This is a genomic window from Arthrobacter sp. efr-133-R2A-63, assembly GCF_030209795.1.
Lineage (GTDB): Bacteria > Actinomycetota > Actinomycetes > Actinomycetales > Micrococcaceae > Arthrobacter > Arthrobacter bambusae_A.
This window is the reverse complement of the sequence record NZ_JARVRG010000001.1, coordinates 1-23712: the sequence shown is the minus strand read 5'-3', so window position 1 is coordinate 23712 and position 23712 is coordinate 1. Positions and strand designations below refer to the sequence as shown.

22 protein-coding genes and 1 pseudogene are annotated in these 23712 nt (G+C 62.0%); 16 read left to right on the top strand and 7 right to left on the bottom strand.

The features are described from left to right. Nucleotides 1–98: 98 nt before the first annotated feature. On the top strand, nt 99–803 hold the full coding sequence (locus tag QRN45_RS00115) for an SOS response-associated peptidase (protein ID WP_284762044.1): 705 nt from the start codon (nt 99–101) through the stop codon (nt 801–803). A 514-nt stretch (nt 804–1317) separates the two neighbouring features. Then, on the top strand, nt 1318–2289 hold the full coding sequence (locus QRN45_RS00110) for a hypothetical protein (RefSeq protein ID WP_284762043.1): 972 nt from the start codon (nt 1318–1320) through the stop codon (nt 2287–2289). Nucleotides 2290–2440: 151 nt separating this feature from the next. On the opposite strand, the gene QRN45_RS00105 is transcribed toward QRN45_RS00110, so the two are convergent. The 3 genes from QRN45_RS00105 to QRN45_RS00095 all read right to left on the bottom strand — a co-directional run bounded on the left by QRN45_RS00105 (nt 2441) and on the right by QRN45_RS00095 (nt 4734). Further along, the gene (locus QRN45_RS00105; RefSeq protein WP_284762042.1) at nt 2441–3739 is read right to left on the bottom strand and encodes a Y-family DNA polymerase; all 1299 of its coding nucleotides are present in this window, start codon (nt 3737–3739) and stop codon (nt 2441–2443) included. Continuing rightward, a complete protein-coding gene (locus tag QRN45_RS00100; protein WP_284762041.1) occupies nt 3732–4163 on the bottom strand; it encodes a LexA family protein in 432 nt (143 codons plus the stop codon). The genes QRN45_RS00105 and QRN45_RS00100 overlap by 8 nt, the downstream gene beginning before the upstream one ends. Before the next feature lie 64 nt (nt 4164–4227). Beyond that, nucleotides 4228–4734 (bottom strand): hypothetical protein, encoded by a 507-nt coding sequence (locus QRN45_RS00095; RefSeq protein WP_284762040.1) that lies wholly within the window; start codon nt 4732–4734, stop codon nt 4228–4230. Between the two features lie 135 nt (nt 4735–4869). On the opposite strand from QRN45_RS00095, the gene QRN45_RS00090 reads away from it, so the two are divergent. Both QRN45_RS00090 and QRN45_RS00085 read left to right on the top strand, forming a co-directional pair. Then, nucleotides 4870–5019, top strand: a complete 150-nt coding sequence (locus tag QRN45_RS00090; RefSeq protein ID WP_284762038.1) for a hypothetical protein — start codon at nt 4870–4872, stop codon at nt 5017–5019. 64 nt (nt 5020–5083) lie between these two features. After that, nucleotides 5084–5749 (top strand): hypothetical protein, encoded by a 666-nt coding sequence (locus QRN45_RS00085; RefSeq protein ID WP_284762037.1) that lies wholly within the window; start codon nt 5084–5086, stop codon nt 5747–5749. Between the two features lie 395 nt (nt 5750–6144). Here QRN45_RS00085 and QRN45_RS00080 read toward each other — a convergent pair whose 3' ends face one another. Both QRN45_RS00080 and QRN45_RS00075 read right to left on the bottom strand, forming a co-directional pair. Beyond that, entirely contained in the window at nt 6145–6927 is a 783-nt protein-coding gene (locus QRN45_RS00080; RefSeq protein WP_284762036.1) for a DUF5677 domain-containing protein, read from the bottom strand. Nucleotides 6928–7110: 183 nt separating this feature from the next. Further along, a complete protein-coding gene (locus tag QRN45_RS00075; protein ID WP_284762035.1) occupies nt 7111–7674 on the bottom strand; it encodes a recombinase family protein in 564 nt (187 codons plus the stop codon). A 1179-nt stretch (nt 7675–8853) separates the two neighbouring features. On the opposite strand from QRN45_RS00075, the gene QRN45_RS00070 reads away from it, so the two are divergent. Together QRN45_RS00070 and QRN45_RS00065 are read left to right on the top strand one after the other, a co-directional pair. After that, a complete protein-coding gene (locus QRN45_RS00070) occupies nt 8854–9624 on the top strand; it encodes a ParA family protein (RefSeq protein WP_284750799.1) in 771 nt (256 codons plus the stop codon). Further along, nucleotides 9621–10100, top strand: coding sequence for a hypothetical protein (locus QRN45_RS00065; protein WP_284762034.1), 480 nt, complete (start codon nt 9621–9623; stop codon nt 10098–10100). The genes QRN45_RS00070 and QRN45_RS00065 overlap by 4 nt, the downstream gene beginning before the upstream one ends. Nucleotides 10101–10188: 88 nt before the next feature. Here QRN45_RS00065 and QRN45_RS00060 read toward each other — a convergent pair whose 3' ends face one another. Next, nucleotides 10189–12030, bottom strand: a complete 1842-nt coding sequence (locus QRN45_RS00060; protein WP_502870685.1) for a MarR family transcriptional regulator — start codon at nt 12028–12030, stop codon at nt 10189–10191. Nucleotides 12031–12896: 866 nt separating this feature from the next. After that, the gene (locus tag QRN45_RS00055; RefSeq protein ID WP_284750796.1) at nt 12897–13229 is read right to left on the bottom strand and encodes a helix-turn-helix domain-containing protein; all 333 of its coding nucleotides are present in this window, start codon (nt 13227–13229) and stop codon (nt 12897–12899) included. 256 nt (nt 13230–13485) lie between these two features. On the opposite strand from QRN45_RS00055, the gene QRN45_RS00050 reads away from it, so the two are divergent. The 10 genes and pseudogenes from QRN45_RS00050 to QRN45_RS00005 all read left to right on the top strand — a co-directional run. Then, nucleotides 13486–13965: a hypothetical protein gene (locus tag QRN45_RS00050; protein WP_284762033.1), complete on the top strand. Its 480-nt coding sequence runs from the start codon at nt 13486–13488 to the stop codon at nt 13963–13965. Continuing rightward, complete coding sequence (locus tag QRN45_RS00045) at nt 13958–15040, top strand: CHAP domain-containing protein (protein ID WP_284762032.1); 1083 nt, start codon at nt 13958–13960, stop codon at nt 15038–15040. Before QRN45_RS00050 ends, QRN45_RS00045 begins: the two co-directional genes overlap by 8 nt. 5 nt (nt 15041–15045) lie before the next feature. Continuing rightward, the gene (locus tag QRN45_RS00040) at nt 15046–15561 is read left to right on the top strand and encodes a hypothetical protein (RefSeq protein WP_284762031.1); all 516 of its coding nucleotides are present in this window, start codon (nt 15046–15048) and stop codon (nt 15559–15561) included. A gap of 49 nt (nt 15562–15610) precedes the next feature. Then, on the top strand, nt 15611–16813 hold the full coding sequence (locus QRN45_RS00035; RefSeq protein WP_284762030.1) for a MinD/ParA family ATP-binding protein: 1203 nt from the start codon (nt 15611–15613) through the stop codon (nt 16811–16813). Between the two features lie 11 nt (nt 16814–16824). Next, complete coding sequence (locus QRN45_RS00030) at nt 16825–17169, top strand: hypothetical protein (RefSeq protein ID WP_284762029.1); 345 nt, start codon at nt 16825–16827, stop codon at nt 17167–17169. Between the two features lie 3 nt (nt 17170–17172). Then, nucleotides 17173–17955 carry a hypothetical protein gene (locus QRN45_RS00025; protein WP_284762028.1) on the top strand — a complete coding sequence of 261 codons (783 nt, stop codon included), beginning with the start codon at nt 17173–17175 and terminating at the stop codon, nt 17953–17955. Further along, entirely contained in the window at nt 17942–19738 is a 1797-nt protein-coding gene (locus QRN45_RS00020; protein WP_284762027.1) for an MFS transporter, read from the top strand. The genes QRN45_RS00025 and QRN45_RS00020 overlap by 14 nt, the downstream gene beginning before the upstream one ends. 45 nt (nt 19739–19783) lie before the next feature. Continuing rightward, complete coding sequence (locus QRN45_RS00015; protein ID WP_284762026.1) at nt 19784–21349, top strand: hypothetical protein; 1566 nt, start codon at nt 19784–19786, stop codon at nt 21347–21349. Next, on the top strand, nt 21346–23028 hold the full coding sequence (locus tag QRN45_RS00010) for a putative type IV secretion/conjugal transfer ATPase (protein WP_284762025.1): 1683 nt from the start codon (nt 21346–21348) through the stop codon (nt 23026–23028). Before QRN45_RS00015 ends, QRN45_RS00010 begins: the two co-directional genes overlap by 4 nt. After that, nucleotides 23025–23712: pseudogene (locus tag QRN45_RS00005) on the top strand (type IV secretory system conjugative DNA transfer family protein); the annotation flags it as partial. The gene QRN45_RS00010 and the pseudogene QRN45_RS00005, both read left to right, overlap by 4 nt.

Genomic DNA, 23712 nt, shown 5'->3' with positions numbered 1-23712 from the left:
GGTGCAGTCCCGCCGGTACCCCCCATTCCGGCGGGACATTCTTTGCCCTGGCGCCTCCGGGCACCGTGCTTTCTGCGGTGTTGCCGCAGAATAGGGACATGTGCGGACGCTATGCCATCGGAAAATCAGGTGAGGATCTGGCCAAGACGCTGGGGGTTCATTTCCCATCCAGCGCGTTGGCCTGGGAGCCGACGTACAGCCTGGCCATCACCAATTCAGCACCGGTGGTGCGGGAGCGGCTGGCGGACGGCGGGGAGCTGCTGCGCGAGGGTGCTTTGCTGCGGTGGGGTGTTCCTGATCCTGCCCCGGAACGGTTGGGTAAGCCGATGCAGAACGCCCGGCTGAGCTCGATCCACTTCTTTGAGGTCTGGAAAAACCTTTACCGCGCCGGTATGCGTGCATTGGTGCCTATGAGCGGATATTTCGAGTGGATCGAAACGAAACCGAAGTACAAAGTGCCGATCTTCATCCACGACCCGGCCGCGCCGCTGCTTTTCGCCGCCGGCCTGTGGTCGCGGGATGAGACATTTACGGTCATCACGGTTCAGGGGAAGGATGCAGCGGGGGAGGTCCATAACCGGATGCCGCTCTTTCTGGACCCGGAGCTGATGGGTTCCTGGCTGAACCCGGAGGCGCTTGCGCCGAAGGACGGAGCAGCGTTGCTCAGGGATGTCCGGGCCGGTTCAGACATCATTGCCTCCAAGCTCAACACCCACCCGGTCAGCCGGGAGTTGAACAACGTGCGCACGGCTCCCCGCGAAGATCCGCGGTTGCTCGAACCGGTGGACCTGGCAAGCGCTTAACTGGTGGCAAAACGCAGTGAGGGCCCCTTTCCAAGGGGGCCCTCACTGGCTCAAAACGCCTACGGCGTGAGGCCTAGCCTCACACGAGCCCCTTTCCGATCCAGGCGATTCGGCTGGTACTCCTCCGCAGGTAACCTGAAATACCGGTGAATCAGGCCGTCTTGCGCTACAAGGTGTCCCACTGAGGCTCGCGTACAGGCCACCTAAGCCCAAGGTTTACGGGTTCCGGGTGCTTAGTTCCTGCTGCGAACTTCAACGGTGCAACTTGATAAAATCAACATTAGCACATGGAAAATCGAGCATCCCGCGTGTTTCAAAGGCTGGAAGGTGCGTTGTTAGTTCTTGTTGCGAAGTTATAGCTACATTAGCTGCCGTGTTTCTGTTACCATAGTTGACGAGTAACCTAGTTGTTGACCGTAGAAGTATGTAGGACATTACGAATACCGTGCATGCCCGTAGAGCAGCCTCCTCGTCAGCAACCGAAAAAGTCGCGGGCGAAGCGGAAGATGGAGCCTTGGAACAAGCAACAGAAGTGGATGAGCAAGCCGTTCTCCTGGCGCAGGCTCTAGAACTCTCCAGATTGACAGCCGAGGTCGTGGATAAGAGCCTAGGTGCGCGCAAGGCGGTGCCAATTCGCAACTCTTTCGTCCGCAACGACAACCCCGATGAGGATGCGCCGTTGAACAAGCTGGTGTCGGGCGGAGGTGGCCGCGGAGCTGCTGTTCCCGTGATGCTCTACGTCGCCCTGATCTGGAAGTGTGCGAAGAAGCCCTTTGATGTGAAGCTCCCCGCACGGCAGTGGGCCCAGCTTTTGGGTCTGCCTGACCCTTCCGGCAAGGGGGCCCGGCGAATCGCCAACGCTTTGCAGACACTGGAGGGCCTCCAGCTCATCAAGCTCGACAAAGTGCATGGTGAGGCATCGAGGGTCACTCTTCTCGATGAGTCAGGCGACGGTTCCGACTACAAGCTTCCATCGACGGAATATTCCCAGGGTGGGTTGAAGCGAGACCTGTATTTCAAGGTATCCAGCAGGCTGTGGACCTCGGGCGAGTTCCAGCAGCTGAGCGCTTCTGGGTTGGCGATGCTGCTTATCCTCCTCGAGGAAGGCGGGTACAAGCCCAATCAGAGTCCATTCCTCAAAGCCTTGCGCGCCCGCCCCCAGGGACGCGAAGTCTGGTTCACCACCGAGAACTTCCCGGCCAGATATGGCATCAGCGCTTCCATGCGGTCTCGCGGGACCAAGGAACTCGAAACAGCCGGGCTGCTGGACACGCATCGTCGGCCGGTAGGCCCTCCGGGAACTGTGGTGTCGTTTACGACGGAAAAGGTCCGGAAGATCTATGTGCTTCAGGGCAACGCCGTAGTGGAGGACAAGGAGACTGAGGCTAAACGTGTGAAGGCCTTCACGAAGAAACCTGTTCCCAAGGGAAAAGCCATCGTCGACGAAAAGAGCAAACCGCCGCGGACGAAGCGGGCCAAAGAGTAGTCGACCGTCCGGCTCCGGAACATTTCAGAAACCCACACTAAAGGGTCTTTTAGGGTGATTAGGGATAATGGGAGTAATGGCGCAATCGCGCCCTCTAAGGCGAGGGTGTGGAGTGATTCCCGGATTTTCGGCCTTGTTGGCGTTGGAGCCGTCAAGCAGCCTTGACGATCGGCAGTTCGTCCCAGTGGGTGGTGTATCTGGGGGAGAGCATGTCGCGTTTCATGGTCCAGTCCGGGCCGCCCTTGATACCGGTGTGGCCGAGCCCGATGGATCCGCGACCATATTTGCCGGCTACTAGCTCCAGCAGCGGGCCGATACCGCGTTCTTCGTGGACGTTCTCGAACGGTTCCAGGGGCTTTTGGTTCCCGCTGGGTCTCAGGTCGGTGACCATGATCCCGGCGCGGACGTATTTCACGCCGTCGTTGATCTTGGGAATGAGGGCGTGGGCCGCTTTGGTGAGGATCACCGGGTCGGCGGTGGGCATCGGGAGACCGACGCAGACGGATGGGTAGGACGTGTCGCCGGGGCTGTAGTAGGAGGTGCCGGCGAAGGCTGTGAGCACTTTGGCTTGAAGGTCGTGTTTGGCCAGGCGGGCGCTGGCCTGTTGCGCGTACACGCTCATGACCTGGCGCATGTCGGTCGCCGTCGTGATCGGTTTGGAGAAGGACCGGGAGAAGATCAGCTGGTCCCGTCCTATCCGTTCTTCCTCCATGGGGATGCAGGGGGTTCCCTGCAGCTCGAGGACGGTGCGCATCATCACCACGGAGAACTTGTCCCGGATCGCTACGGGATTTGCCCTGGACAGGTCAAGAATCGAGTAGATCCTCATTGCTCCCAGGCGTTTCGTGAGCCTGGTTGCTACACCCCAGATCTCGCTCACGGACAGGCGGGACATGAGCGCTTCGCGCTCGGCCGCCGGTACGGATTCCCACCTACACACACCTTCGAAGACCGGGTTGTGCTTGGCCCATTTGTTGCTGAGCTTTGCCAAGGTTTTCGTCGGGGCGATGCCCACGCAGACGGGCACGCCGACGTGCGTCCGGCATGCGTCCTTCATGGACCGGCCCAGGGCCAATAGATCCTCTCCTGAGCCTTTGACGCCCAGGAAGCACTCATCAATGCTGTAGATCTCCTGCCAGGCGGAATACCTGGCCAGGAGCTCCATGACGCGGGCGCTGATCGATCCGTAGAGCTCGTAGTTGCTGGATCTTGCCTGGAGTCCCCATTCCTTGGCCCTGGGGGCGAGTTTGAACCACGGCTCGCCCAGCACGATCCCGAGCTTCTTGGCCTCATCTGAGCGCGTCACGGCGCAGCCATCGTTGTTCGACAGGACGATGAGCGGTTTGCCCTCAAGGGAAGGATCGAAGATCCTCTCAGCTGATGCGTAGAAGCAGTTGACGTCGATGTGGGCGATTTCCTGCATGCGGCGCATCACCGCCGGCCTAGACATAGTGAAGGCACCTGATCGCAACGCCCCAGATCCGCAGATCCGAGAGTTCCTGGACGCGGATCGGCGGGTACTTGGGGTTGTCGGCCTGGAGTATTACGCCTGCTCTGGTGATCAGCAGCCGTTTGATGGTCAGTTCGCCGTCGAGGATTGCCACCACCACGGACCCGTCTTTGGGCTCCAGTGCCTTGTTCACGATGAGTTCGTCGCCGTCGCTGATGCCGCCCGGCTCCATGGAGTCCCCGCACACCCGAACGATGAAGGTACTGGTCTTGTCCTTGATCAGGTGATCGTTCAGGTCGAGTTCAGAGGAAAAATAGTCCTGGCTCGGAGAGGGGTAGCCCGCGGGGACGGCTACCGGTGCTACCGGGACGTGCCCCGGAGGCGCCCCCGCGTCTATCATGCGAGGGTCCAAAGCAAGACTCATGACACACCTTTATTCGAAAATATGTTCGAATAAAGTCTAGTCGCTCACCCTGACATTTCACCGCTCAGGGTTGCCGGTCAGGGACAGCCCGACGCCAATAAGCCACTTCCGCAGTCGTAAGAATCTCGTAGATCCTCTCTGCTACGAACTTGCCAAGGAAGGGACGTTCCTCGGTTTCCAGGGTTCCCAGAGACTCGACTGCGGCCGCCAGGAGTACGTCATCCTCGACCGAGGGTTCAACCCAGTCCCGGACTCCATCGTCGGTCAGCTCTTCCCAGGTGTAGGGGGAGGTTGCAACGGCTTCGCGGACTGCCGTGAGGCGCTCCCGGAGGTTCGCGCTCCGGGACTTTGTGTAGAGGCGTGTCTGGTATTCGTCAGAGGTCACGGACACTAGAGCCCGGCTTGTTGGTGGATGCGGGGCGGTGTGGGTGACCTGGTAGCCGGTCAGGATGTGGTGCCGGTGGTGGAGTTGCTGACGGATTTCCCTTATCCGGTGGCCGGGGCGTGGCGTAGTTACAGCGGATGTGCCGTTGCTCTTGTTGCTGTCCCCGATGTCGTTGAGTTGTGGCATTGTATATCCCGGTGCCGTGGGCCACGGTATGCGCCTTTCCCTCATGATATTCCCGGTGGCGGCAGCGTTGAAGGGAACAATATGCTGCGCATCCCACCCCAGATCTGGGCGAGAGGTTAGGAATAGGATTTGCGGGTGGAAGTTATCTTGACCGTGGAAGCCGACGACGGCGCGACAAGCAAAGTCAGCGGCACAGCCGAGACATACGAACAGGCTCTTGCCGAGGCGCGGAAGCTTACGCCGGAGGGCAGCAAGGCCATTGTGATCCGAACGGACCAATACTAGGGGCGGGTTATGAAAAGCGCAGTCCAGCTAAGCTGACACTGACTTTTCATATGGAGGCGATGACATGGGCGTTTCAGCCCGCTTTGGAGCCAAGGCTCCCGGATTCTTGGCCTGCACGGTGCTCGTTATGGTTGTTATGACATCCTGCTCCATCACACCGGCGGCCGTTTCCAGCTCAATGCCAGCTGTGCCGGCAAACACCTCATCGGCTCCTACGCTTAAAGCCCCTGACCCAGCAGGCAGCGGCCTCGTCACGCCGGTACATGCACGGTGTGACGTTGGGAATAAGGTGCTTCACTATCTGGCAACTGGAGACAACGGCGGTGACCCTCAGCTCGACGTCGTGCTTTCCAAGGATGTCGGCGTCTCGGCTCCTCAGGCCAGGGCAATTGCGGACCAGGAAATACAGCAGTGTGACGCTGCGATGTCCAAGCAGGAGGCTTCCCAAGCATCCGCCGCCGCCGCGGCCGCAGCAGCCGCATCGGCCGCGGCAGAAGCGCAGCAGCAGAAAGCAGCTATTCAAGCCACTCAGACGAAATCCTGTGCCGCGATCGGGGGGAAGGTTGACCCCGACTGGGGCTGGTGCGCTTCAACTGTGCCGGGCAATCCGAGTGGCAAACCGGGCTCTGACTGTAAATACGCCAACGTGGCATTCAACTCAGACGGGACACTTGCGACTTGGTCGTACTCCACCACGAAAGATTTCTACCCAGGCTGTTTCCAGCTCTGATCCCGCCAGGACACGTTCAGGCGTCAGGCGGGTCGTCGTACGGGCCTGGCGGGCTCAGGAACACGTCGACTGTTGATTAGCCTTGTTGGCGGATTTCCCTGATCCGGCCCGTAACGAACATCGGAACAGTATCCGGCGCTAGCGGTCTGTTGCTCCTGCAATGGTCCCGATTAGACAAGTAGGAGCACATATTGGCTCGTTTCAACCAGGCTCTAGGCGTCTCGTAAGGGACTTTGCCCGCTCGAAATCTGTGAATGACTTGTAATACGTGGTTGCGGGACAGCAGCGGCCGAGAGATTGCTGAGCGACCTTTCTGTCTCGTTGGGTTGTCTTGCATCCCTGGGGTTACGAGACACACAGAGCGCGCAGACATCGGACCCGGTGATCGGGAATAGTCAGCCCGGAAGCCGATCAAATAGGGTGATGTCGTGCTGGCTGCTGATGGTGTCAAGCGCCGCCTTCCGCGGGTGCGTCTGGCTGATTCGATCCCAGGCTTGCAAAGCGTTGAATAGCATCGTGACTTGGAAGCCGAGCACGATCGGCCATAGAGCGAAAGCCTGCTTGTCTTTGAACGCGAGACCCAGCGGGGCCTCCGCGCTGTGCTCAACCGTTTGAAGGTAGTCATCATTCAGATTTGCGCCCCCGTGTGACGTCTTGGAAAGCAGACGGTAGTAGGCATAGAGCCATACGCCGGAGTCGACGGACGCACAGCGGTCGAAAAAGCTCTTCGCCTCCTTTTGACGAGACGCTTCAAGCTCTTCAATTTCCGCGTCGATCATCCTGATGTCTGCTTCTTGATCGACCGGCCTGTTCTCGATTTTCAGCAGCGCTAAATTCAAGTTCTTATAGTCAACCGTGGCCCGGTGATAGGACGCTTTCCCTGACCCCGGAACGATCGTCAACCAAACGGCGGTCACCGCGCACTCCATCGTCAGCCGCACAAGCGGCACGGACTCGATTCGAAGCCCCGAGTCCGCGAGCACGAGTACGGCGCGAGTGAGCCCGACCGCATGTTCAATCTGCACCCGAGCAGAAACCCCACGCTCCCAGTCGCCGTCTTCAAGGACAGGTACTTCGGTCTCTACTACCTCGTCCCAGATGGACACGAGGCGGCGCAGAACATCGACGGACCGGTCGCTCGGGGGGATCTGGACGCCGTCGGCAGAATTCGCGATCATCGAGCCACAATATCTTCTCCACTGAGGGCCCAGCCTCCACCGCACTGCGCCCAAAGGGTGTCTCGTAAATGAAATGCCACCCATGGCTTACAAGGCAAAGCAGCTGGCACTTCATTCCACCTCAAGGCCCGGCCAGCGCACCTGAGCCCTTAGGGCCCGGTCCTCCTGAAGGTGTCGTTTGCTCTACTGGGGTTCCGGTTGAAGGTATTGGTAGACGGTTTGGCGGCTGACCCCGAATTCCCGGGCGAGTGCGGCTTTCGCCTCTCCGGCGGCGGCGCGCCGTACCAGGTCGGCCGCCTGCCCGGCGTTCAGCGCCTTGCCCCTGCCTTTGTAGACGCCGGCCTTTTTGGCCAGCGTGATCCCTTCACGTTGCCGTTCCTGGATGAGGGCCCGCTCGAACTCCGCGAACGCCCCCATCACGGAAAGCAGGAACGTCGCCATCGCGGTGTCGTCTCCAGTGAAGGTCAGGTTCTCCTTCACGAACCGGACCTGCACCTTCTTGCCGGTCAGCCGGCGGACGATGGCGCGCAGGTCATCGAGGTTCCGGGCCAGGCGGTCCATTGAGTGCACCAGGACGGTGTCGCCGTCGCGGGCGAAATCGATCAACGCATCCAGCTGCGGGCGGTTTTGGTCCTTCCCCGACGCGCGGTCCATGAAAACCCGGTCGAGATGCTCGCCGTCGAGCTGCCGGACCGTGTTCTGGTCCAGTGTGCTGACCCGTATATAGCCGAAAGTCTGCCCAGTCATTGTTTCCCCATAGTGTCAGGGAAACTCTAAGAGCCCGCCACCCATGTGTCAAGAAATGCCACTTTGGACCCCAGCCTGACACGTATCCATTGGGATCGTTTCACGCCGGGTTTACGTCCGTTTGGGGTATACCTCAATCGGACACACACTGAGTAGCCGTTGCACTAGCGACACCTCCCCGCTGCCGGGGACATCTCCCCCGTGGCGTGGCCAGCCGATCCAATACCTTGCTCCCCCACGGCTGGGCGGTCCGCCGGTCCAGAATGGTTCGCCCGATCCTCCCAGTACAGTTCCAGCATGGCCGTATTCACCGCTCTACGCCGAGCGCACCCGGTCCTTCACAGACGCACGGACATCCGCGCGGCGGCCAGGACTCCGGCTTCGGCCTGAGCCTGTTCTCGGTCCGCCTGGGCGGCAGTAAGCCCGGGAACCACGCCCGACGCCGAACCTTGGCCATTTCTCCTCTAGCGCCTGCAAAGCGAGGTGACCACCTAGAGCTCGTTGTGCATCCTGCGGACCCCCGTCGAGCTCCCCATCGCCTCTCCACCACCGCGGGTCCCCGTACAGGAACGTCGGCAACGTCGAGTAGGGCCGCCTCGGTCGAGCTCAGCCAGGAAAGTACCGTGACCCAATGGACTTGCATCCATTCACGCTTTCATTCATGCATAAACGAAAGCTTTCATGCATGCATGAAAGCTTGCTTGCTGGTCGAATGACCGCAGGGGCCGCAGGTTCGAGATGTATAAATGAATGCATTGTTTCATTCATTCATTCGGTCCTTCCTGCATTCATTCAAGAAAGCTGTCATGCTGTCATGCATGATTTCGTACATGCATTCTTGCAAGCATGCATGAAACCCTCCCGGCCAGCGACCAACCGGTGGTGGCTGCGCGGAATTAACCCGGGCGTGTTAAGGATTGCAGTCATTCATGCATGAAAGCATGCTCGGTGACTCGAATGCTCGGCGGGAGAAGTCGCGCCCCACCCGAGTGGGGGCGCCGAGGTCGTCTGCGTCTTGAATGACCGAAAATCAGCGGGTTTCTGGAGGAATGTAAACATGCATGAAAGAAAGAAATCATACTGGAAGGAAAGATTGCTTGCATGACATCTTTGTCACAGTAGGGGGGCAGGCGGCGTGGCTGCTTGTAACGCATACGTGCGTCAGGAATGCTTTCAAGCATGCAAACAATCATGGTTTACAGCGAGTCGGGTGGTGCCACCAAGACGACGACTGCAGTATCACTGGCGGCCGTCACCGCCGCTTCAGGGCGCAAAGTTGTACTTGTCGACCTCGACCCGCGGGCCGCGGCCAGCAAGTGGATCGGCGTTGAACCCAAAGAGGAAGGTCTGCACGTCGGCGCCATCCTGGGGGACGCCGATCCGGAAGGCTGGGCTGAAGATCTCGCTGTGGAGAGCTCGTGGTTTCCGAACTTTCGTGTCGTCCCCTCGGCCCGCAGCGTCTCAAATCGTGAGGCTGACCGCGCTGACCATGCGGAGTTGCGCTTACGCACGTCACTCATCGGGATAAACGCAGACGTCGTCATCATCGATTGCCCGAACCGCCAGGGTGGCCCGTTGACGCTGTCTGCCTTGAACGCCGCCGACACAATTGTGTACGCAGCAGGAGCCACCGTCGATGGAGTGGATGGTGTTGCAGGCGCCCGCAAGAGCGTCGAACAGTTCCGGATGTCCCGTAAGCGGATCGGCGCCCCGGACAATCTGCAGGAGGCTGGCATCGTCGTCGGCGCCGTCGCTTCTACGGTCATGTCACGCATCGCGGTGTCCAGCATCGATGAGCTTCGGCAAACCGGGATGCTGCTCACCCCACTCGTCCCACACCGGACCATTGTCCAGGAGATGCGTGTAACACAGGAATGGTATGGCGAGTACCGAAAGGGCCTGCCCGTCGTGGAAGCCTACACCGAGTTGATGAAAGAGATCGTCAAGTGAGCGATGACTTGAAAGAACGCCCGCCCGTCCTCAAGCGCAGGCCCCGGCCGGCGGCCGATGAGAAGGTCGATCCGGTGGACTACTCGCCGGCGGCCCCCGCCCAGGCATCCGACGCCACTTTGGCACCGGTCGTCGCACAGGCTGCCGAGCCTGACGCCAGTAGGGTAGCGCCGGTGGTTAAGTCGGAGCCAGACACCACGGCTCCAGCGACCCAACCGGTGACGGTCGAAACGCCGGTGGCCCCACCGGCCGCGACACAGGCTGTTAAACAGGCGGCTCCCGTCCGCCAACAGGCCAGGGCTTCGACGAGCACCAAGAAAGCAGTCAATACAAAGACTAGCCGCCGGGAAGTGACATACCCGTTCAGCACGCGGCTGGCCCAGAACGTTGTGGATGTGCTTTACGCTGCGGCTGACGAAGAAGGCATCTCGGTCCGCGAGGCAACCGAACAGGCGATTCTTAGCCGCTGGGGCTGATGAAGGAAAAGCGCTGATGAGGTTCTAACGGACATGAATGAATGAAATCTTTCATGCATGAAAGAAGATCGACCTCGCGCTGCCAACTCTAAGAGGCTCTTGTGAAAGCAAGGTCCGTGAGGGCCCACTCATCGGGTGGGCCCTCAAACGTCTCCCAGGGATAGTCTTCGCCAGGGGAGAGCAGCTCAGCGACGGTATTGACGTTCTTGGATAACCACTCCCTCCAGAGGATTCGGTCGTTCTTGTATTTCTGAAGCTGCTCAGCGACGGCCTCCAGGACGCCGAAGTGTTCGGCAAGCTCCTTCAGCGACGTCGTGGGCACCACTGACCATGCCCTTTGCTTGTTTCGAACGATCATGTTCCAAGCAGCCATCACGTCGAGCGCTTCACTGACAGCGGTACGTGAGAGACGGGTGATCCGGACGACGTCCGCCGTTGCCAGGCCGGGGGAGTGCTCGAGTGTTTCGTACACGAACGCCGCCGGCAAGCCCAATTCCCTGAAGACAGGACGGAGGGCATGGATTTTCCCCTTCCGCCAGGTCAGGTCTTCGGCTGCTGTCTTCACCTCCTCCGGCACCGTCAGCATGTAGAGATCCCCTTTGGTACCGCGGCCTTCTTCTACCAGTGTTACCAAGGGATCTTTCTCGCTGCGCAAGGCTCTCAAATGGGATCCGACCGTTGTGTGGTCCAGACCGGTGGCCACCGCGATGGACCGAGCGCCGAATTCCACAAACCTTGACGCTGTCTTGTGAGCAGCTTCCCCCAAAGAACGCAGTACCATCCGGCGGGCAAGTCCGGTTCTGGAGTCGGCGTAAGCGTGTTCCTTTAGGTGGAGTGCATTGCGCCAGGTTCTGATGAACCGATGTTCGGCATCGGGATTCGATGAAATCGGATTTCCTTCAATCCCTTGGGGCTGTGTATTTGGCTGGCTTGTGGGGGATATACGGGCATTGTTCTTTCCGTTCCTCGCTTCCTTGTTTCTGCTGAGGTAGCGGATAGCGTTCGTCCAGTCCCGTCGCAATGCGGGGATGCGGTGGCGGGATGTATACCGGGCATAGAAAGAGGCCAGCCCGGGCCAGCTCCCCTGCAGAATCCGGCGCTCGACCTCGACCAGCTCCATGCCGGCTGCTGCAGCGCCGGCAACAATGGCCTGGCGGGCTTCCGAGTCGGAGGCGTACCGGTTGGCGTCGTAGAGCCCGGTACGTGCCATTTGCTGCATGGCCCGGGACATTCGGCCTGCAAAGTATTGGACTCCTGGTGCATCGACGGCCGTCGGCATGTACGTCTGCTCAAGGCGCAGTGCACGTACCGCGGCTATCTCACTGGCCAGATCATCGTTCATGGCAGACCAGATGGAGATCGAATTGGGGCGGCGGGCAACGTCGTAAGCCATGGAAAGTGACATGGCGAGCTGCTGGTGGCCGCCGTGCTTGTGCGGCGAACCGGGGGTGCGCATGCAGCCGTGAAGGATGTTCTGGTGCGGGGTCTTGTCCAGAGTCCGGTACCGGGTGCCCAGAGCTTCGACAAGATCACGTGCTTCAGAGAAAGTCACACGTTCAGCCAGCGGGATGTAGACGTGGCGTCCGCCGTTGGGCGAGTAGTCCTCAATCCAGCGGGCTCCGCAGCGGTGCAGCCAGGCCTGGACAGCCCGGACGTCGGCCTGAACCCAGTCAGTGCCTGCGACAGCGGAGTCGAAGTCAAGGAAGATCGCGGCACAAGTACCGTCTTTGCCGAAGATCCGGACCGCGGCAGGGAGGGCGGGGAGCGCCTCAGTCAGGGCACGTTCGTGCTTCTGCGGGTAGGTCTTTCCGGCGTCCTTGGAGAGCCGGACGCGCGGCTGTCCGGCGAGCATGGGTGCAAGTGCAGCCCACAGTTGTGCGGGGTCATTTGAATCGCGCGACACGCCAACGCCGAAGGCAGCTGGCAGCACGATCGCGTGCTGGGGTACGATAACCTTGTTCCTGTCGAATGGAATGACAAAGGGCCAGTCCTGCCAGACTGGTTTTATAGCAGCAAAAAGGTGGGCCTGTGAGGGTCAACCACTCGACTTACTTACTGTCTCGCCGGCCAGCAATCCAGAAAGTAAGTCTCAATCTTCGTCGAAGGCCCGCTTAATGCGGGCCTTCTTCTTTTATGAGGCTAAGCGCCTAAGGGGCAACTCCTCCTGCTGAACTATTGCGTGAAGGTTGGTGTTGGCCAGGCGTTGGTCGACCAAGTCGGACAGCCAGTCGCTTACGTACTGGTACCCCTCAGCTTTGGCAATGAGGTCCATTGCGTCTGCCTTCGGTGTAGCGATGCGGAATCCGACGAATTTGCGGTCGCCTTTGGAGCGCCTGCCTGTGCGGGTTATTGGTGCCATCATCCCTGTCCTTTGAACTCGGCAGTTGAAAGCCGCCGTTGCTTCAATAGATTGGTCGGGCCGAATGTCTTAGTGGACCCTGAGAGTCGAATTGCTGGGTAATTCGGCATCTCTGAAACCGAAACTATCACCGAGGAGTGATCTATCCCGGCATTGAAACTGAAACAGCTTTCGGCGTGTTGAAACAGAAACACGTGCCGAAATCAACATCATCCTCACTAAGTCCTCGTGCCTCCTCCAGTGGAGAGTTAGCCCCTTTCGGTCACTCCGACTCCGTCCCCGCCTGAGCGCGCCGACGGACAATGATGGCGTGGTCGTGTACCGGCCGTAGGGGAAGCTGAAGTTGGCTGGACGTCTCGGTGAAGCCCCTCTGGTTTCGGTACTCCATCTTGCCTGAGCGCTCAATTACGCGACTCAAATCATGCGGTGAATCCCAGCTAATCGACAAGCCCGAAGGACCTGCCCAGGGCCTCGTAGTGGCGGCGGAGCTCATCCGTGACCACCGAATATTTGACCCGCCGCCCGGTGCGGTCTTCCACGGGAAGCACTCGCGCCGGGTCGGCAACGACCACCCCGGCGTCCGCGAGCTGATACAGGTGTGCTTTGACTGTCGGACGACCCAGCCCCGTTCCGTCGGCAACCTCGGCCGCCGTGGCGGGGCCCTTTTCTGTGAGGAAGCCAAGGACGGCAACCTTCGCGTGATTGCCGCCGAACGCGTCAATTGCCGCCTCCAGGGAGGCTGGCGCTTTCGGTCGGACATATCGAGGCATGAGTTATATCTTGCCCCAACCATTTGAACTTGGTCATACGCAGAGCTTAGCGCATAGTTAAACTATGCGCTAAGCTTGTCATACCGATCGACCTGTTTTATGACGTGTTTGTTTCGCGCAGCCGGTGGGATGGGTCTCGCTTGGGGGATGTGACAAGAACATACCGGCGGTATGGGAGAGACTTTGCCCGGTTCCAATCGATGGATTTTGTCGGGACCGACTGGTAGGGAGTGATCGTCCGGAGCAAGGGGGAGTGATGGAGATGGCAAGTTTGTTGCCTTTCGGGGTGATGTGGCCGGCAACACCGTTCCTGTCAGACCGTGCTGCCGCCGAACGTGAAGGGTTCGCCGGATGGATCAACAGCCTTGACGTCCCGGAAGACCATCGGAAGGTCCTGACTGTCATGTTGGGGATGATCGATGACAACGAGCTGGTGGATGGCCGCTGCGCCGGTGTGACGTCCGCGACCGAGGTCGCGGGACGTGCCGGTGCCCTGGGTGATGTTGAGGCGGTTCTTGGGGAGTTGGTCAGTACCGGGAATCTGACCCTGCATCCTGCGGCGGAGGTCTTCGGAGACAAGCGCCCTGGTGTCGTTTTCCGGCTCCGCCGCCCTGATGTGGTCCTGACGGTCGAGTCGGCTGGTCAGCTGTGGATCGCTGACGCTTGGCCCCGGAGGAGTGTTGCCGCCATCCCGCTGACACGAGCGCTTGCAAGAGAACGGGCCGGCAATGGTTAAGGCCGTTGGTGCTGCGCTCGGAGCGATTCTGGTTCTTGTCGTTGGTGTTGTTGTCGTGCTCGATGACAACAACAGCGACACCCCTGTTGCTGCCGGCGCCTGCTCACCGCTCGTTGATGCAGCCGGACGGGCGTCGGGATCCCCGGCGCCGGATGGGAACATCGCCGGCTATTCCGGAGTGCAGCTGGAGAACGCGGACAAAATCATCGCCGCCGGCAAAGCGCTGGGCCTGTCCGCGACGGGCCAGACCATTGGGGTGATGACCGCGATGGGCGAGTCTTCCCTGAAGGTCCTGGACTACGGGGATGGCCCGGGTCCTGATTCGCGGGGATTGTTCCAGCAGCGGGCCAACGGATCGTGGGGTTCGTATGCGGATCGCATGGACCCGACGATCAGTGCAACTAATTTCTTCAAGGCACTCCAACGGGTTTCTGGGTGGGAGTCGCTTCCTCCGACAATCGCGGCGAACCGTACCCAGCGCAACGCGGACCCCTATCACTACGCCCCGTTCTGGGGACCGGCAACCGAAGTGTATTCGGCAAGGGCCGGGAGCACCGTCCCGGCATCCGGTTGCACGAGCAATGCCGGCACGGTGGGGGAGGGCGATGACTACCCGAACGCGGGTAAACCTCACTGCATCATCGAAGCCGGTTACACCTGCCCTGACGGCAGCTTGAACACTGCTACCTCGTTCTATTTCCGGGAGTGCGTGGACTTTGCCTGGTACCGGCTGATGCAGCAGGTGGGCCCGGGGGCGAAGTTCACGCCGGGATCCATCGGGGCCGGGAACGCGGTGACGTGGAAGGCCGCCTGGGACCGGCAGAGCTGGCCCACGAGCAAGACGCCCGTCGTTGGGGCGATTGCCTGGTTCGACGCAGGTTTCCAGTCTCCGAATCTTTACACCGGGCCCATGGGGCACGTGGCTGTGGTGAAAGCAGTCATGGGGGACCGGATCATCATCGAGCAGTACAACGGCATGGCCCCGCCCAATGACCACCGGTATTCCACGATCGAGGTTCCCGCTGGCTTCGCCAGCGCCTACCTGTACATCCCGAGCAAAGCAGATCAGAGGTAACCACCATGCTGCCCACCAACTACATGGTCGCTGCCGCGGTCGCCGTGGCCGTCGTTTTGGCCGGCTGCGCTTCCACGGCACCGGCCAGCGACTCGACACCTACCCAACAGGCCCAGGCTTCATCCGCTCCGACGGTGGGCGAACACCCGCAGGTCGACCCGAATGCCCCCGCTGCGTCTTCGGTTGCCTGGGACCAGTCGTCCAAGGCCGCCGCTTTGGACCTGGCCACCAAAGCCATGACCCTGTACGCCCGCCCCTCGGTGGGGGAGGAGAAGTGGTTCGCCGATTTGAAGCCGCTGCTTACCCCGGCCGCGGCGGAAGACTACGCCTATGTTGACCCGTCACTGATCCCGATCAGCACCTTCGGCGCCGGGGATCTCTCGATCGACGAAAGCAACGGGTACGCCGTCCTGGCACGGTTTGGATCCCCGGCGGGGACCTACGGTGTGCAGCTGCACCGCACCGGCAAGGACGCCCCGTTCAAGGTCGTCCGTTTCGTCGTCCCGGAAGGTGCCAAATGAGCACGGCGCCGGCAACCCACCATCACGCATCCATGAAAGGAACCATTCGATGAGCACGAACTGGCAGGGGAGTGAGCGGTCCAGCCGTTCTCCCATTAATCTGACCGAGCCCTACACCGAGACCGAGACCGAGGCCGAGGCCGCTGCTGCTGTTCCGGAGCCGGCGCTGAAGGTTGTTGCGCCTTCGGCCGATCAAGCCCCCGCCGCTGAGGAAATCCCGTCAATGATTGTTGACCGGTCCGAGACCGAACCGTTGGTGCGCGGCCGGCGCAGTGCGGCGATCCTGCGCAAGGAGAACGTCGATGACCAGCTGCCTCCCACCACGGGCTGGCAGGCATTCCTGCGGGCGGTGAGCTTCGGATTGATCAGCCCGAAGGTCGGAGCCGCGGAACTGGCCCGCCGTTCCGATATCGCCGCAATCCAGCGGATTTACTCCCGCCCGATGAATATCATGGTCGCCCAACCCTTGGGCGGTATCGGGAAGACCACGTGCAGCATCGGCCTGGGCTCGACCTTCGGGATCCACTCCGCGCTGCAGACTCTGGTGTGGGACAACAACGAGACCATGGGAACGGCCGGTGTCAGGACGAATTCCAACGACTCGACCCGCACGGTCTGGGATTTGCTGCGGGTGTTGGAGTCCTTCGAGACCGTACAGGCCCGCAAGGGCGAACTGAGCTACTACACCCGGCACCAGGGCAACAACGGCTTCCACGTTCTGGTCTCGGACGAAGACCCGGACCGCATGAAGTCCATCGGCGTGGACGAGTTCAACCGCCTCCACACGGTGGTGGCGAGGTTCTACGACACCATCATCGTGGACACGGGCAACAACACCCGTTCGGCGAACTGGCTGGCAGCCGTCGAGGTGACGGACCAACTGGTCATCCCGACCACCCTCAAACGCAACGCCGTCGTCTCGGCCCTGAGGATGATCGAGCAGCTGGAATCGATGTCCGACCACACCGGCAATCCCCGTTACAAGGACCTCGTGGCCAACGCCGTCGTTCTGGTCACCCAGGGCGCGGGCTGGAAGGAAGCCACCGCGGAACAGAAGAAGCTGCGCGAAGCACTCAGCGCTGCGGTCCGGACCGTTGTTGACATCCCCTACGACACGGCCCTGGATACAGGGTCCATCATCGACTGGCAACTGGTCGGCGACCCGGCCAGGCGCGCGTTCGAGCGGGCCTCCGCCGAGATCGCCAACGGCCTCCTTGCCGTCGATGCCCCTACCGCCCCCACCGCCCGCTAGGAAAGAAGCCCATGTTCACTGCCTTGAAATCCGAAATCATCATCCGCTCCGCGGTGCCCTTCGTAGACAACCCCCTGGATTGGACGAAGCCGAACTTCGACGTTTTCGGCGTGAAGTTCAAAAACGCCGCTTCCCTGATCATCGGCGGCATCTGGGGCCTTGCCTTGGTCCTGGTCGCCGGAGCGTTCCTGTGGAACCTGGCCAAGTGGGGCATCGCCCGCAAGCGCGGGCACACCGATGACATTGCCGATGGTGCCGACGGGGCCAAGAAGACCGCGATCTCGTTTGGCTGCACCGCCGGGGCCGGCGTGATCCTGGGCTTCATCCTGGCGCTCGTCGGCGCGATCGGAGGATAGTCGATGCGCGGACGTTGGAAACTCCTGATCGCCGTGGCCGTTGTCATCGTCGCGGCTGTCGCCTCGGCGCTGGTCATGAGCCTGCGCCCCGGCTCCCCGGCCCCGCCAAGCTCACAGCCCGGGCTTGGACCGTCCGGGAAGCTTGGCTTCCCGGTCTCCCAGCTCGCAGTCGGCCAGGGCGGGACGAAGACCGCAGCCGACGGGAAAACCCCCATCGGTTACGACGGATCCTGCGACTCCGCGGCCCAGGCAGCCGCCAACTACCTGCCCCTACGGGCTGATTTCAATGCGAAGACGTGGGAAACCCAGAAGAAAGCCCTCCTGCAGGTCAGCCTCCCCGGCCCGCAAAAAGATCTCACACTTCAACTAAACGACTCGAATGCCATGAACAAGGCGATGCAAGAGGGTGGATTCGACGGGGGCTGGATAGACCGCTCCGATGTGAAGGCCGGCGGACTCTACCGTTTGGCATCGTGTGAGGCGAAAAATAGCGCCCTCATTCAGGTGTTTTCTGGGAGCCTGACCGCGCAGGTCACCACCGCTCCTCGTCCGGCGTTCTCGACAGCGGAAGTCGAGTTGGCGTGGGACGGGGACTGGAAGTTTGCGAACGCCTTCCAGCCCTCTGGGGATCCGACGATGGGAGGTCGGGTTAAGGACGCAGGTCCTGCCATGCAGCTAGAGGGTTTTTCCCAGACCCTGCCGGTTCTGACGGCCAAGGATCTCAATGCTCTGTTCCAGGGCAAGGGTCGTGAGGGGTGGATTGAGTATGCGAATGCTACGCGCTAACCGCATCAGGGCCATCGCGTCGTTTCTGGTGGTGTTCCTGAGTCTCGGAGTGGTAAGTGCCCAGGCAGCCTACGCCGACGATGGCCAGCCCACAGCGGGCCAGACTTTGAACTCAGACCAGGCCAAACGACTCGCCGGTCTGCCAACGGAGCAACGCACCACGATCCGCAACGACATGAACAAGCAACTCGCCAAGCAGGTTTGTGGTGTTTTCGCTTTCAATGCGTCCATGACCGGGGCTGATTGCGAGAAGGTGTCCGCTGACGCATACGGAACGTTCCTAACCACACCTGAGCAATCGATGGCATTCGACCAAACGAAGGACGGAAAGCCGTTCTGTGCCGGCTTGACTCAAGTCAAGGCTCCCCAGGCGGCAATCCTCACATGCACGGCCGCTGAGATGTGGAAACAGTACGCTCCGGTGCTGGGTGCTGCGACGCGGGTGGCGTTGCAGCTGTCTCCGGGCGGGCAGTTCGTGTTGGGCACGGTGGACACGGTGGCGTTCATTGCGAACGCGAAGGACGGGTTTGAGAAGTTCGCAAACACGGTCAAGGACGAGGCGGTGAAGTCCACGAACGAGGTGATGAACAACCTCCTGAAGACCTCTGCCCTGTCGATGGATGACGAGTTCCGCAATACCTGGGCGGCGTTCGCGGCCGTCGGCATCGTCGTTCTGGCACTGATGTACTTCAAGCTCTGGAAAGACGTCTCCAACGAGGACGTGGACCTTGAGGAAGCCCAGAAATCGTTGTTCTGGTACGGGCCCTTGTCGATCATCCTGGTGCTGTTCGGGCCGGCGATCGGATACCAGCTCAATTCCTGGATCAGCGGGTTGACCGAGGCGTTCAGCGGCTGGACCGCAGGCCATATTGCCACGTTCATGGAAGTCATTGCCCGCTTCGCTTCCTACCAGTCCAACGGCGTGTTCGGACCCTTGGTCGCGGTCGTCGTCTATGGACTGTTGTTCCTGGGCGCGTGGGGCCTGCTGGCGATGTTCTTCCTTCAGCCCTTCGCGCTGTACCTGATGGGGGTCGGTATCGCCGTGATGATCGGCTTCATGATCCATCCCGAATACCGGCAGCGGGTGGCCAAGACCGGCACCTTGTGGATTGCCATCGGCTTGTCCAAACCGGTCCTGGTGCTGCTGATGGGCGCGGTCTTCACCTTCATTTCCACCCGCCCGGCCTTCCAGGGCGGCGGCACCGACGATGCGATGGTCAACGCGGCCAGTGTCTTCATGGCCGGGTCCGCGATGCTGCTTCTGGCCTTCTCGCCGGCGCTGCTATTCAAGTTCGTTCCGCTGCTGCCTTCATCTGCGACGGGTCTGGGCGCCGGCCGCGAGTCCGTGGCCGGCGCGGCGATGGTTGCCGGGGCAGGTGCCGGGGTTGATGCGCTGATCCGGAACCGCCGGATCGCCCACAACCGTTCCGCCGATCCTGGGACCAACAGGGGATCCTCGACCCCGTCCACCCCCTCCGGGAACTCCGGCGGATCCGGGCAGGGAACGGAGCCCGGCCCGGACGGCCGGAACATCGGCCAGCTGCAGCGCGATGCCAGGACCAGCACGAGCGGCTCCGGACAGGACGGGGCCGGGCAGGAAGGGGCCGGGCAGGGGCGGAGGTCCGGTGCCGGGGCTGTGGTCCGGGGGTCCGGGAAGATCGCGGCCGGAGGGGCGGCGGCGTTCCTGCTGGCAGGCCGGGAAACGGCCCGTCAGGCGGGGCTGCGCGGGAAGCGGTCGACGGGCTCGATGGTCCCGGATACCGACCACATCAGCGGCCGCTGACAGCGGCCAAAAATGATTCTTTTTCGAGCGGGAAGCGGGTAGGTCATGGCACGGATGGTGGTGATCGGCGGTGAGGTCGGCGGCCGCGGGTTGTTCGGCGGCAAGCGGACGCCTCCGGAATGGGCGGGCCTGGGCGTCGCCGTCCTCGTCACGGTCATGGTGTTGCTCTCGGCCGGGCCGATTTCGGTGCTTTCGCTGCTGGGCGCGGCAGCGGTGCTGCTGACCGGTGTCGTGTTGACGACACCGAACAAGTTCTCCGGGGACCGGTCCCTGGGGGCGTTGTTCGTGGAGGCCCGGCACCGGAAGCATCGCCGGCGCAAGGGCACCGTGAACTTCACCCCGGTGAAGGACCGCCCGCAGACCCGGCGAGTGAAGGCCCCGAAGTCCCGGCGGGAAGAGGCCGACGAGCACGGCATGATCGATGTTCCTCTCCGGCACCGGAACAACGCACCGTTGATGGTCGGTAACGTGCGCCACTTCGTGTACGACTCGCCGGAGGGGCCGATGGTGATTTTCCGTCACCAGGGCAAGATCAAGAAGCCCTACTACACGGTGACCTTGGAGACGCTGGGCACGAGCTCGGGGATCCGCGAAGAACACCGCGAAGATGCCGGGCACATCGCGCACGGGCTGATGCTCTCCCGTCTGGCACGCCGGCAGCACCTGGTCAGCCATGTCCAGTCCCTTGCCCGTGCGGTGCCGGTGGACTCCGCGGATCACCTGTTGTGGATCCACCGTCGCATCCCTGCCGGGGTCCCGAAGGTGTTGTTGACGTCCTATGGAGAGTTGTGCGATCTTGTGCAGTCCAGGGCTGAGCAGCACCGCAGCTACGAGACGTTCCGGATCCCGGTCTCGGAGAAACTCTCCCGCAAGGCCCGCGCCCTTGGCCCGGGAGATCTCGGATACGGCAAGGCCATCTACCAGGAAGTCCGCTCGGCGATGTCCCAGGCCGAGATGATGGGCTCCGTTCAGGCCTTCCGGCCCTTGGGGCCTGAAAACATGGCGGCGTTGCTGCGTCACCTGCAGGACCCGGGCTTCGACATTGACGACACCGCCGGCGCGGACCTGATGGACTGCTGGCAGCACCTGGACGGCGCATCCTCGCCCCATTCGGTCATCGTGAACGGTTCCTGGCACACCCGCACCGGGTATGTCCCGGCCACTGCGTTCAGCCCCGAAGCGATCCCCGTCCAGGCTCTGAAGGCCGTGATCAGCGGAATCCAGCCGGCCGTGGTCCACAGCGTGTCCGTGGTCATTGAACTCCAGGATGCGCGCGCGGCCCGCGGAAAGGCCCGCTCACACGCGGCCATGGACCGGGCCCGGGGCAAACAGGTCGCCAAATCCGGTGTCGTGACCGACGGAAGCGAGGAGGTCCTGCTCAACGCCTCCCACCAGCGCCTGCTGGACCTGAAACCCGGCTCCGGCCACCACGGCGCCGCCTACGGCCTGTACATCTCCTACTCGGTCGAGCACGAGGACGAGATCCTGGGCACCGCCGACATCATCGAAGCCGCGGCCGCCGACGCCGGGATTGAACAAATCGACTGGCTGGACCAACGCAATGATCTGGCCCTGATCACCACCATGCCTTTCACCAGGGGGATCCGATGAACACCACCGACACCACACCCCGGCCGGACGCGGGGACCACCGCCGCGGTCAAACGGTTCTCGCTGCCGTGGGCTGTTGCCCGGAAGTCCCGGCGCAGCATCCGCGCGGCCGCCCAGGCCGGAACCCAGGCCGGACCGGACCGTGCCGCGCACATGAGACCCGAGGGTCCGGAACGGGCCAAGAACGCCAAAACGACACAAAACGGCAGGGCGGCGAAGAAGCGCGCCCGGAAGGAGGCCGCCGCCAGGGAGCGGGCCGAGCTGGACGCGTCCAACACTCCTCTCCGGTGGCACCATGAGCGGGCATGGAAGTTCGCTTCCACGCTCGGGTACTACGATCCGGCCGCCCCGGGGATCCTGTCCTCGACCCGGCAGATGGAATTCGCGCACATGGCCATCGCCTCGCCCCCGACCTCGCACCGGGGTCTGCTGTTCGGGGTGGACGCCGGGTCCGGGTGGATGATCGTCCACGATGTGTTCAGCTCCTACGGCGAAACCCTGGAGTCCCCCAACGTCTGCTACATCGGCGATCTGGGGCAGGGAAAGTCCTCGGCGATGAAGACCTGGGGTGTGCTGCGCCAGCTGATCCTGGGGCGGCGCATCGTGGTCATCGACAAGAAGTACCAGCTGGACATCAGAGCCGGTGAATACACTCCGCTGGCCAGGGCCCTGGGCGTGACGCCCGTGAAGTTCCGGATCGGCGGCGGCGGATCCCGGATCAACATCCTGGATCCAAGGATCGCGGCCCGCCTGGATGAAGAGGACCACGACAGCGAGGCGGCGGCCGAGACCCCGGCCGGGCAGTCGATGCTGCTGCGGGCCGTCACCGAGGAAGCCCTGGAACGCCGTCTGACGCCCAAGGAGGGCAAGGCTGTGCGTATGGCGCACCGGCAGGCGCTGGCCTCCGTCCGCGGAACGGGACGGGACGCGGACATCCGGGATGTGCTGGCGGCCCTTTACGCCCCGGATGCGTCGGCGGCTGCGGACGCGAACCTGACCGTGGAGCAGTTGAAGGAGTGGGGACTGGATCCGGCGTTCGAGCTCGAACGCATGATCGAAGATGACCTGGCCGGGCTGATCGACGGGCCGACCAGCCCGGACATCGAACTCAGTGGCGGGCTCACGGTCTTCGACGTGTCCTTGCTACCCGAAGACGGCCCGGCCCTGCCCCTGGTCATGACGATCATCAACACCTGGCTGGCGAACACCCTGTACCGGCAAAAGACGCCGGTACCTACCACTTTGCTGATCGAGGAAGCCTGGCACACCGTGCAGGGCTCGGTCGCGAAGGTCACCCGCCGCAACACCAAGCTCTCCCGCGCCTTGTCGCTCTCCTGCCAGTTCGCGTTCCACCACATCTCCGACATTCCCCAGGACAGTCCGGCGATCGCGATGCTGAAGGAATGTGGGACGGTGTTCCTCTACAAGCAGGGTAAGCGCGAAGACGCCGTGGCCTGTGCCAGGCTGTTCAACCTCCCGCCCGGGTCCGCGGACGACATCGGCAAGCTGCAGAAGGCCACGTGCCTGATGAAGATCGGGTCCTTGGATCCGTTCGTGGCCATTCACCTGCGCAGCCCGCTCGAGGTGGCCCTGACCGACACGGACAAGGCCATGAAGTCCGCAGCGACCCTGGACCTCGTCCAGGCACTCACCGAGCGGGAAGAGGAGGTCGTCGCATGAGCAAGCCGGTTTCGTCCGAAACGATTCTGATCCGGATCCTGGCCGGCAGTGCGGCCGTGCTGCTGCTCTGCGCGTTTCTGGCCTTGGAGATCGGGGAGTTCTTCACACCCACCGGCAGGATCTCCTGGAACCCGGTGGAGCTGGGCACAACCGTCAGGGCAGGCCGCTTCCAATGGCCGGCGGCGTCCACTTGGATTCTGGTTGTCCTGCTCCTGGCCGCGTTCCTTGGGGCCGTCTGGTTGTCCATGACCGTGTTCGGCGCGAAGCCTGAAGACAGCGGCCTTCCCCGGTACAAGGACCTTGAACACCGGATGGGGCGCAAAGCAGCTCTGAAGCAGGCCCGGCAGGCTCTCACCTTGCCCGAGGACGCCTCCGAGGAAGACATCATCGTGGCCCTGTGCAAGCTGGACGGGGAAGTCCTGTACGTGCAGCACGAAGACTCGATGTGGGTCTACGCGCCCCAGCGATCAGGCAAGACCTTGTGGCTGGCAGTCGGCATCGTCGTGGATGCCCCCGGCCCGGTGCTGACCACCTCGACGAAGATCGACCTGCTGCAGCTCACGGCGCTGCGCCGCCGGGAGCAGGGCACCGTCGAAGTGTTCGACCTGCAGGACATTTCCGGGTGGCCACAGTCGATCAGCTGGGATCCGGTGGCCGGCTGCGAGGATCCTGATGAAGCCCTGG

Coding starts and splice junctions, on each gene's coding strand:
- QRN45_RS00115 (WP_284762044.1), top strand. CDS start 99: ATGTGCGGACGCTATGCCATCGGAAAATCAGGTGAGGATCTGGCCAAG.
- QRN45_RS00105 (WP_284762042.1), bottom strand. CDS start 3,739: ATGTCTAGGCCGGCGGTGATGCGCCGCATGCAGGAAATCGCCCACATC.
- QRN45_RS00100 (WP_284762041.1), bottom strand. CDS start 4,163: ATGAGTCTTGCTTTGGACCCTCGCATGATAGACGCGGGGGCGCCTCCG.
- QRN45_RS00095 (WP_284762040.1), bottom strand. CDS start 4,734: ATGCCACAACTCAACGACATCGGGGACAGCAACAAGAGCAACGGCACA.
- QRN45_RS00085 (WP_284762037.1), top strand. CDS start 5,084: ATGGGCGTTTCAGCCCGCTTTGGAGCCAAGGCTCCCGGATTCTTGGCC.
- QRN45_RS00080 (WP_284762036.1), bottom strand. CDS start 6,927: ATGATCGCGAATTCTGCCGACGGCGTCCAGATCCCCCCGAGCGACCGG.
- QRN45_RS00075 (WP_284762035.1), bottom strand. CDS start 7,674: ATGACTGGGCAGACTTTCGGCTATATACGGGTCAGCACACTGGACCAG.
- QRN45_RS00070 (WP_284750799.1), top strand. CDS start 8,854: ATGCAAACAATCATGGTTTACAGCGAGTCGGGTGGTGCCACCAAGACG.
- QRN45_RS00055 (WP_284750796.1), bottom strand. CDS start 13,229: ATGCCTCGATATGTCCGACCGAAAGCGCCAGCCTCCCTGGAGGCGGCA.
- QRN45_RS00050 (WP_284762033.1), top strand. CDS start 13,486: ATGGAGATGGCAAGTTTGTTGCCTTTCGGGGTGATGTGGCCGGCAACA.
- QRN45_RS00045 (WP_284762032.1), top strand. CDS start 13,958: ATGGTTAAGGCCGTTGGTGCTGCGCTCGGAGCGATTCTGGTTCTTGTC.
- QRN45_RS00040 (WP_284762031.1), top strand. CDS start 15,046: ATGCTGCCCACCAACTACATGGTCGCTGCCGCGGTCGCCGTGGCCGTC.
- QRN45_RS00035 (WP_284762030.1), top strand. CDS start 15,611: ATGAGCACGAACTGGCAGGGGAGTGAGCGGTCCAGCCGTTCTCCCATT.
- QRN45_RS00030 (WP_284762029.1), top strand. CDS start 16,825: ATGTTCACTGCCTTGAAATCCGAAATCATCATCCGCTCCGCGGTGCCC.
- QRN45_RS00025 (WP_284762028.1), top strand. CDS start 17,173: ATGCGCGGACGTTGGAAACTCCTGATCGCCGTGGCCGTTGTCATCGTC.
- QRN45_RS00020 (WP_284762027.1), top strand. CDS start 17,942: ATGCTACGCGCTAACCGCATCAGGGCCATCGCGTCGTTTCTGGTGGTG.
- QRN45_RS00015 (WP_284762026.1), top strand. CDS start 19,784: ATGGCACGGATGGTGGTGATCGGCGGTGAGGTCGGCGGCCGCGGGTTG.
- QRN45_RS00010 (WP_284762025.1), top strand. CDS start 21,346: ATGAACACCACCGACACCACACCCCGGCCGGACGCGGGGACCACCGCC.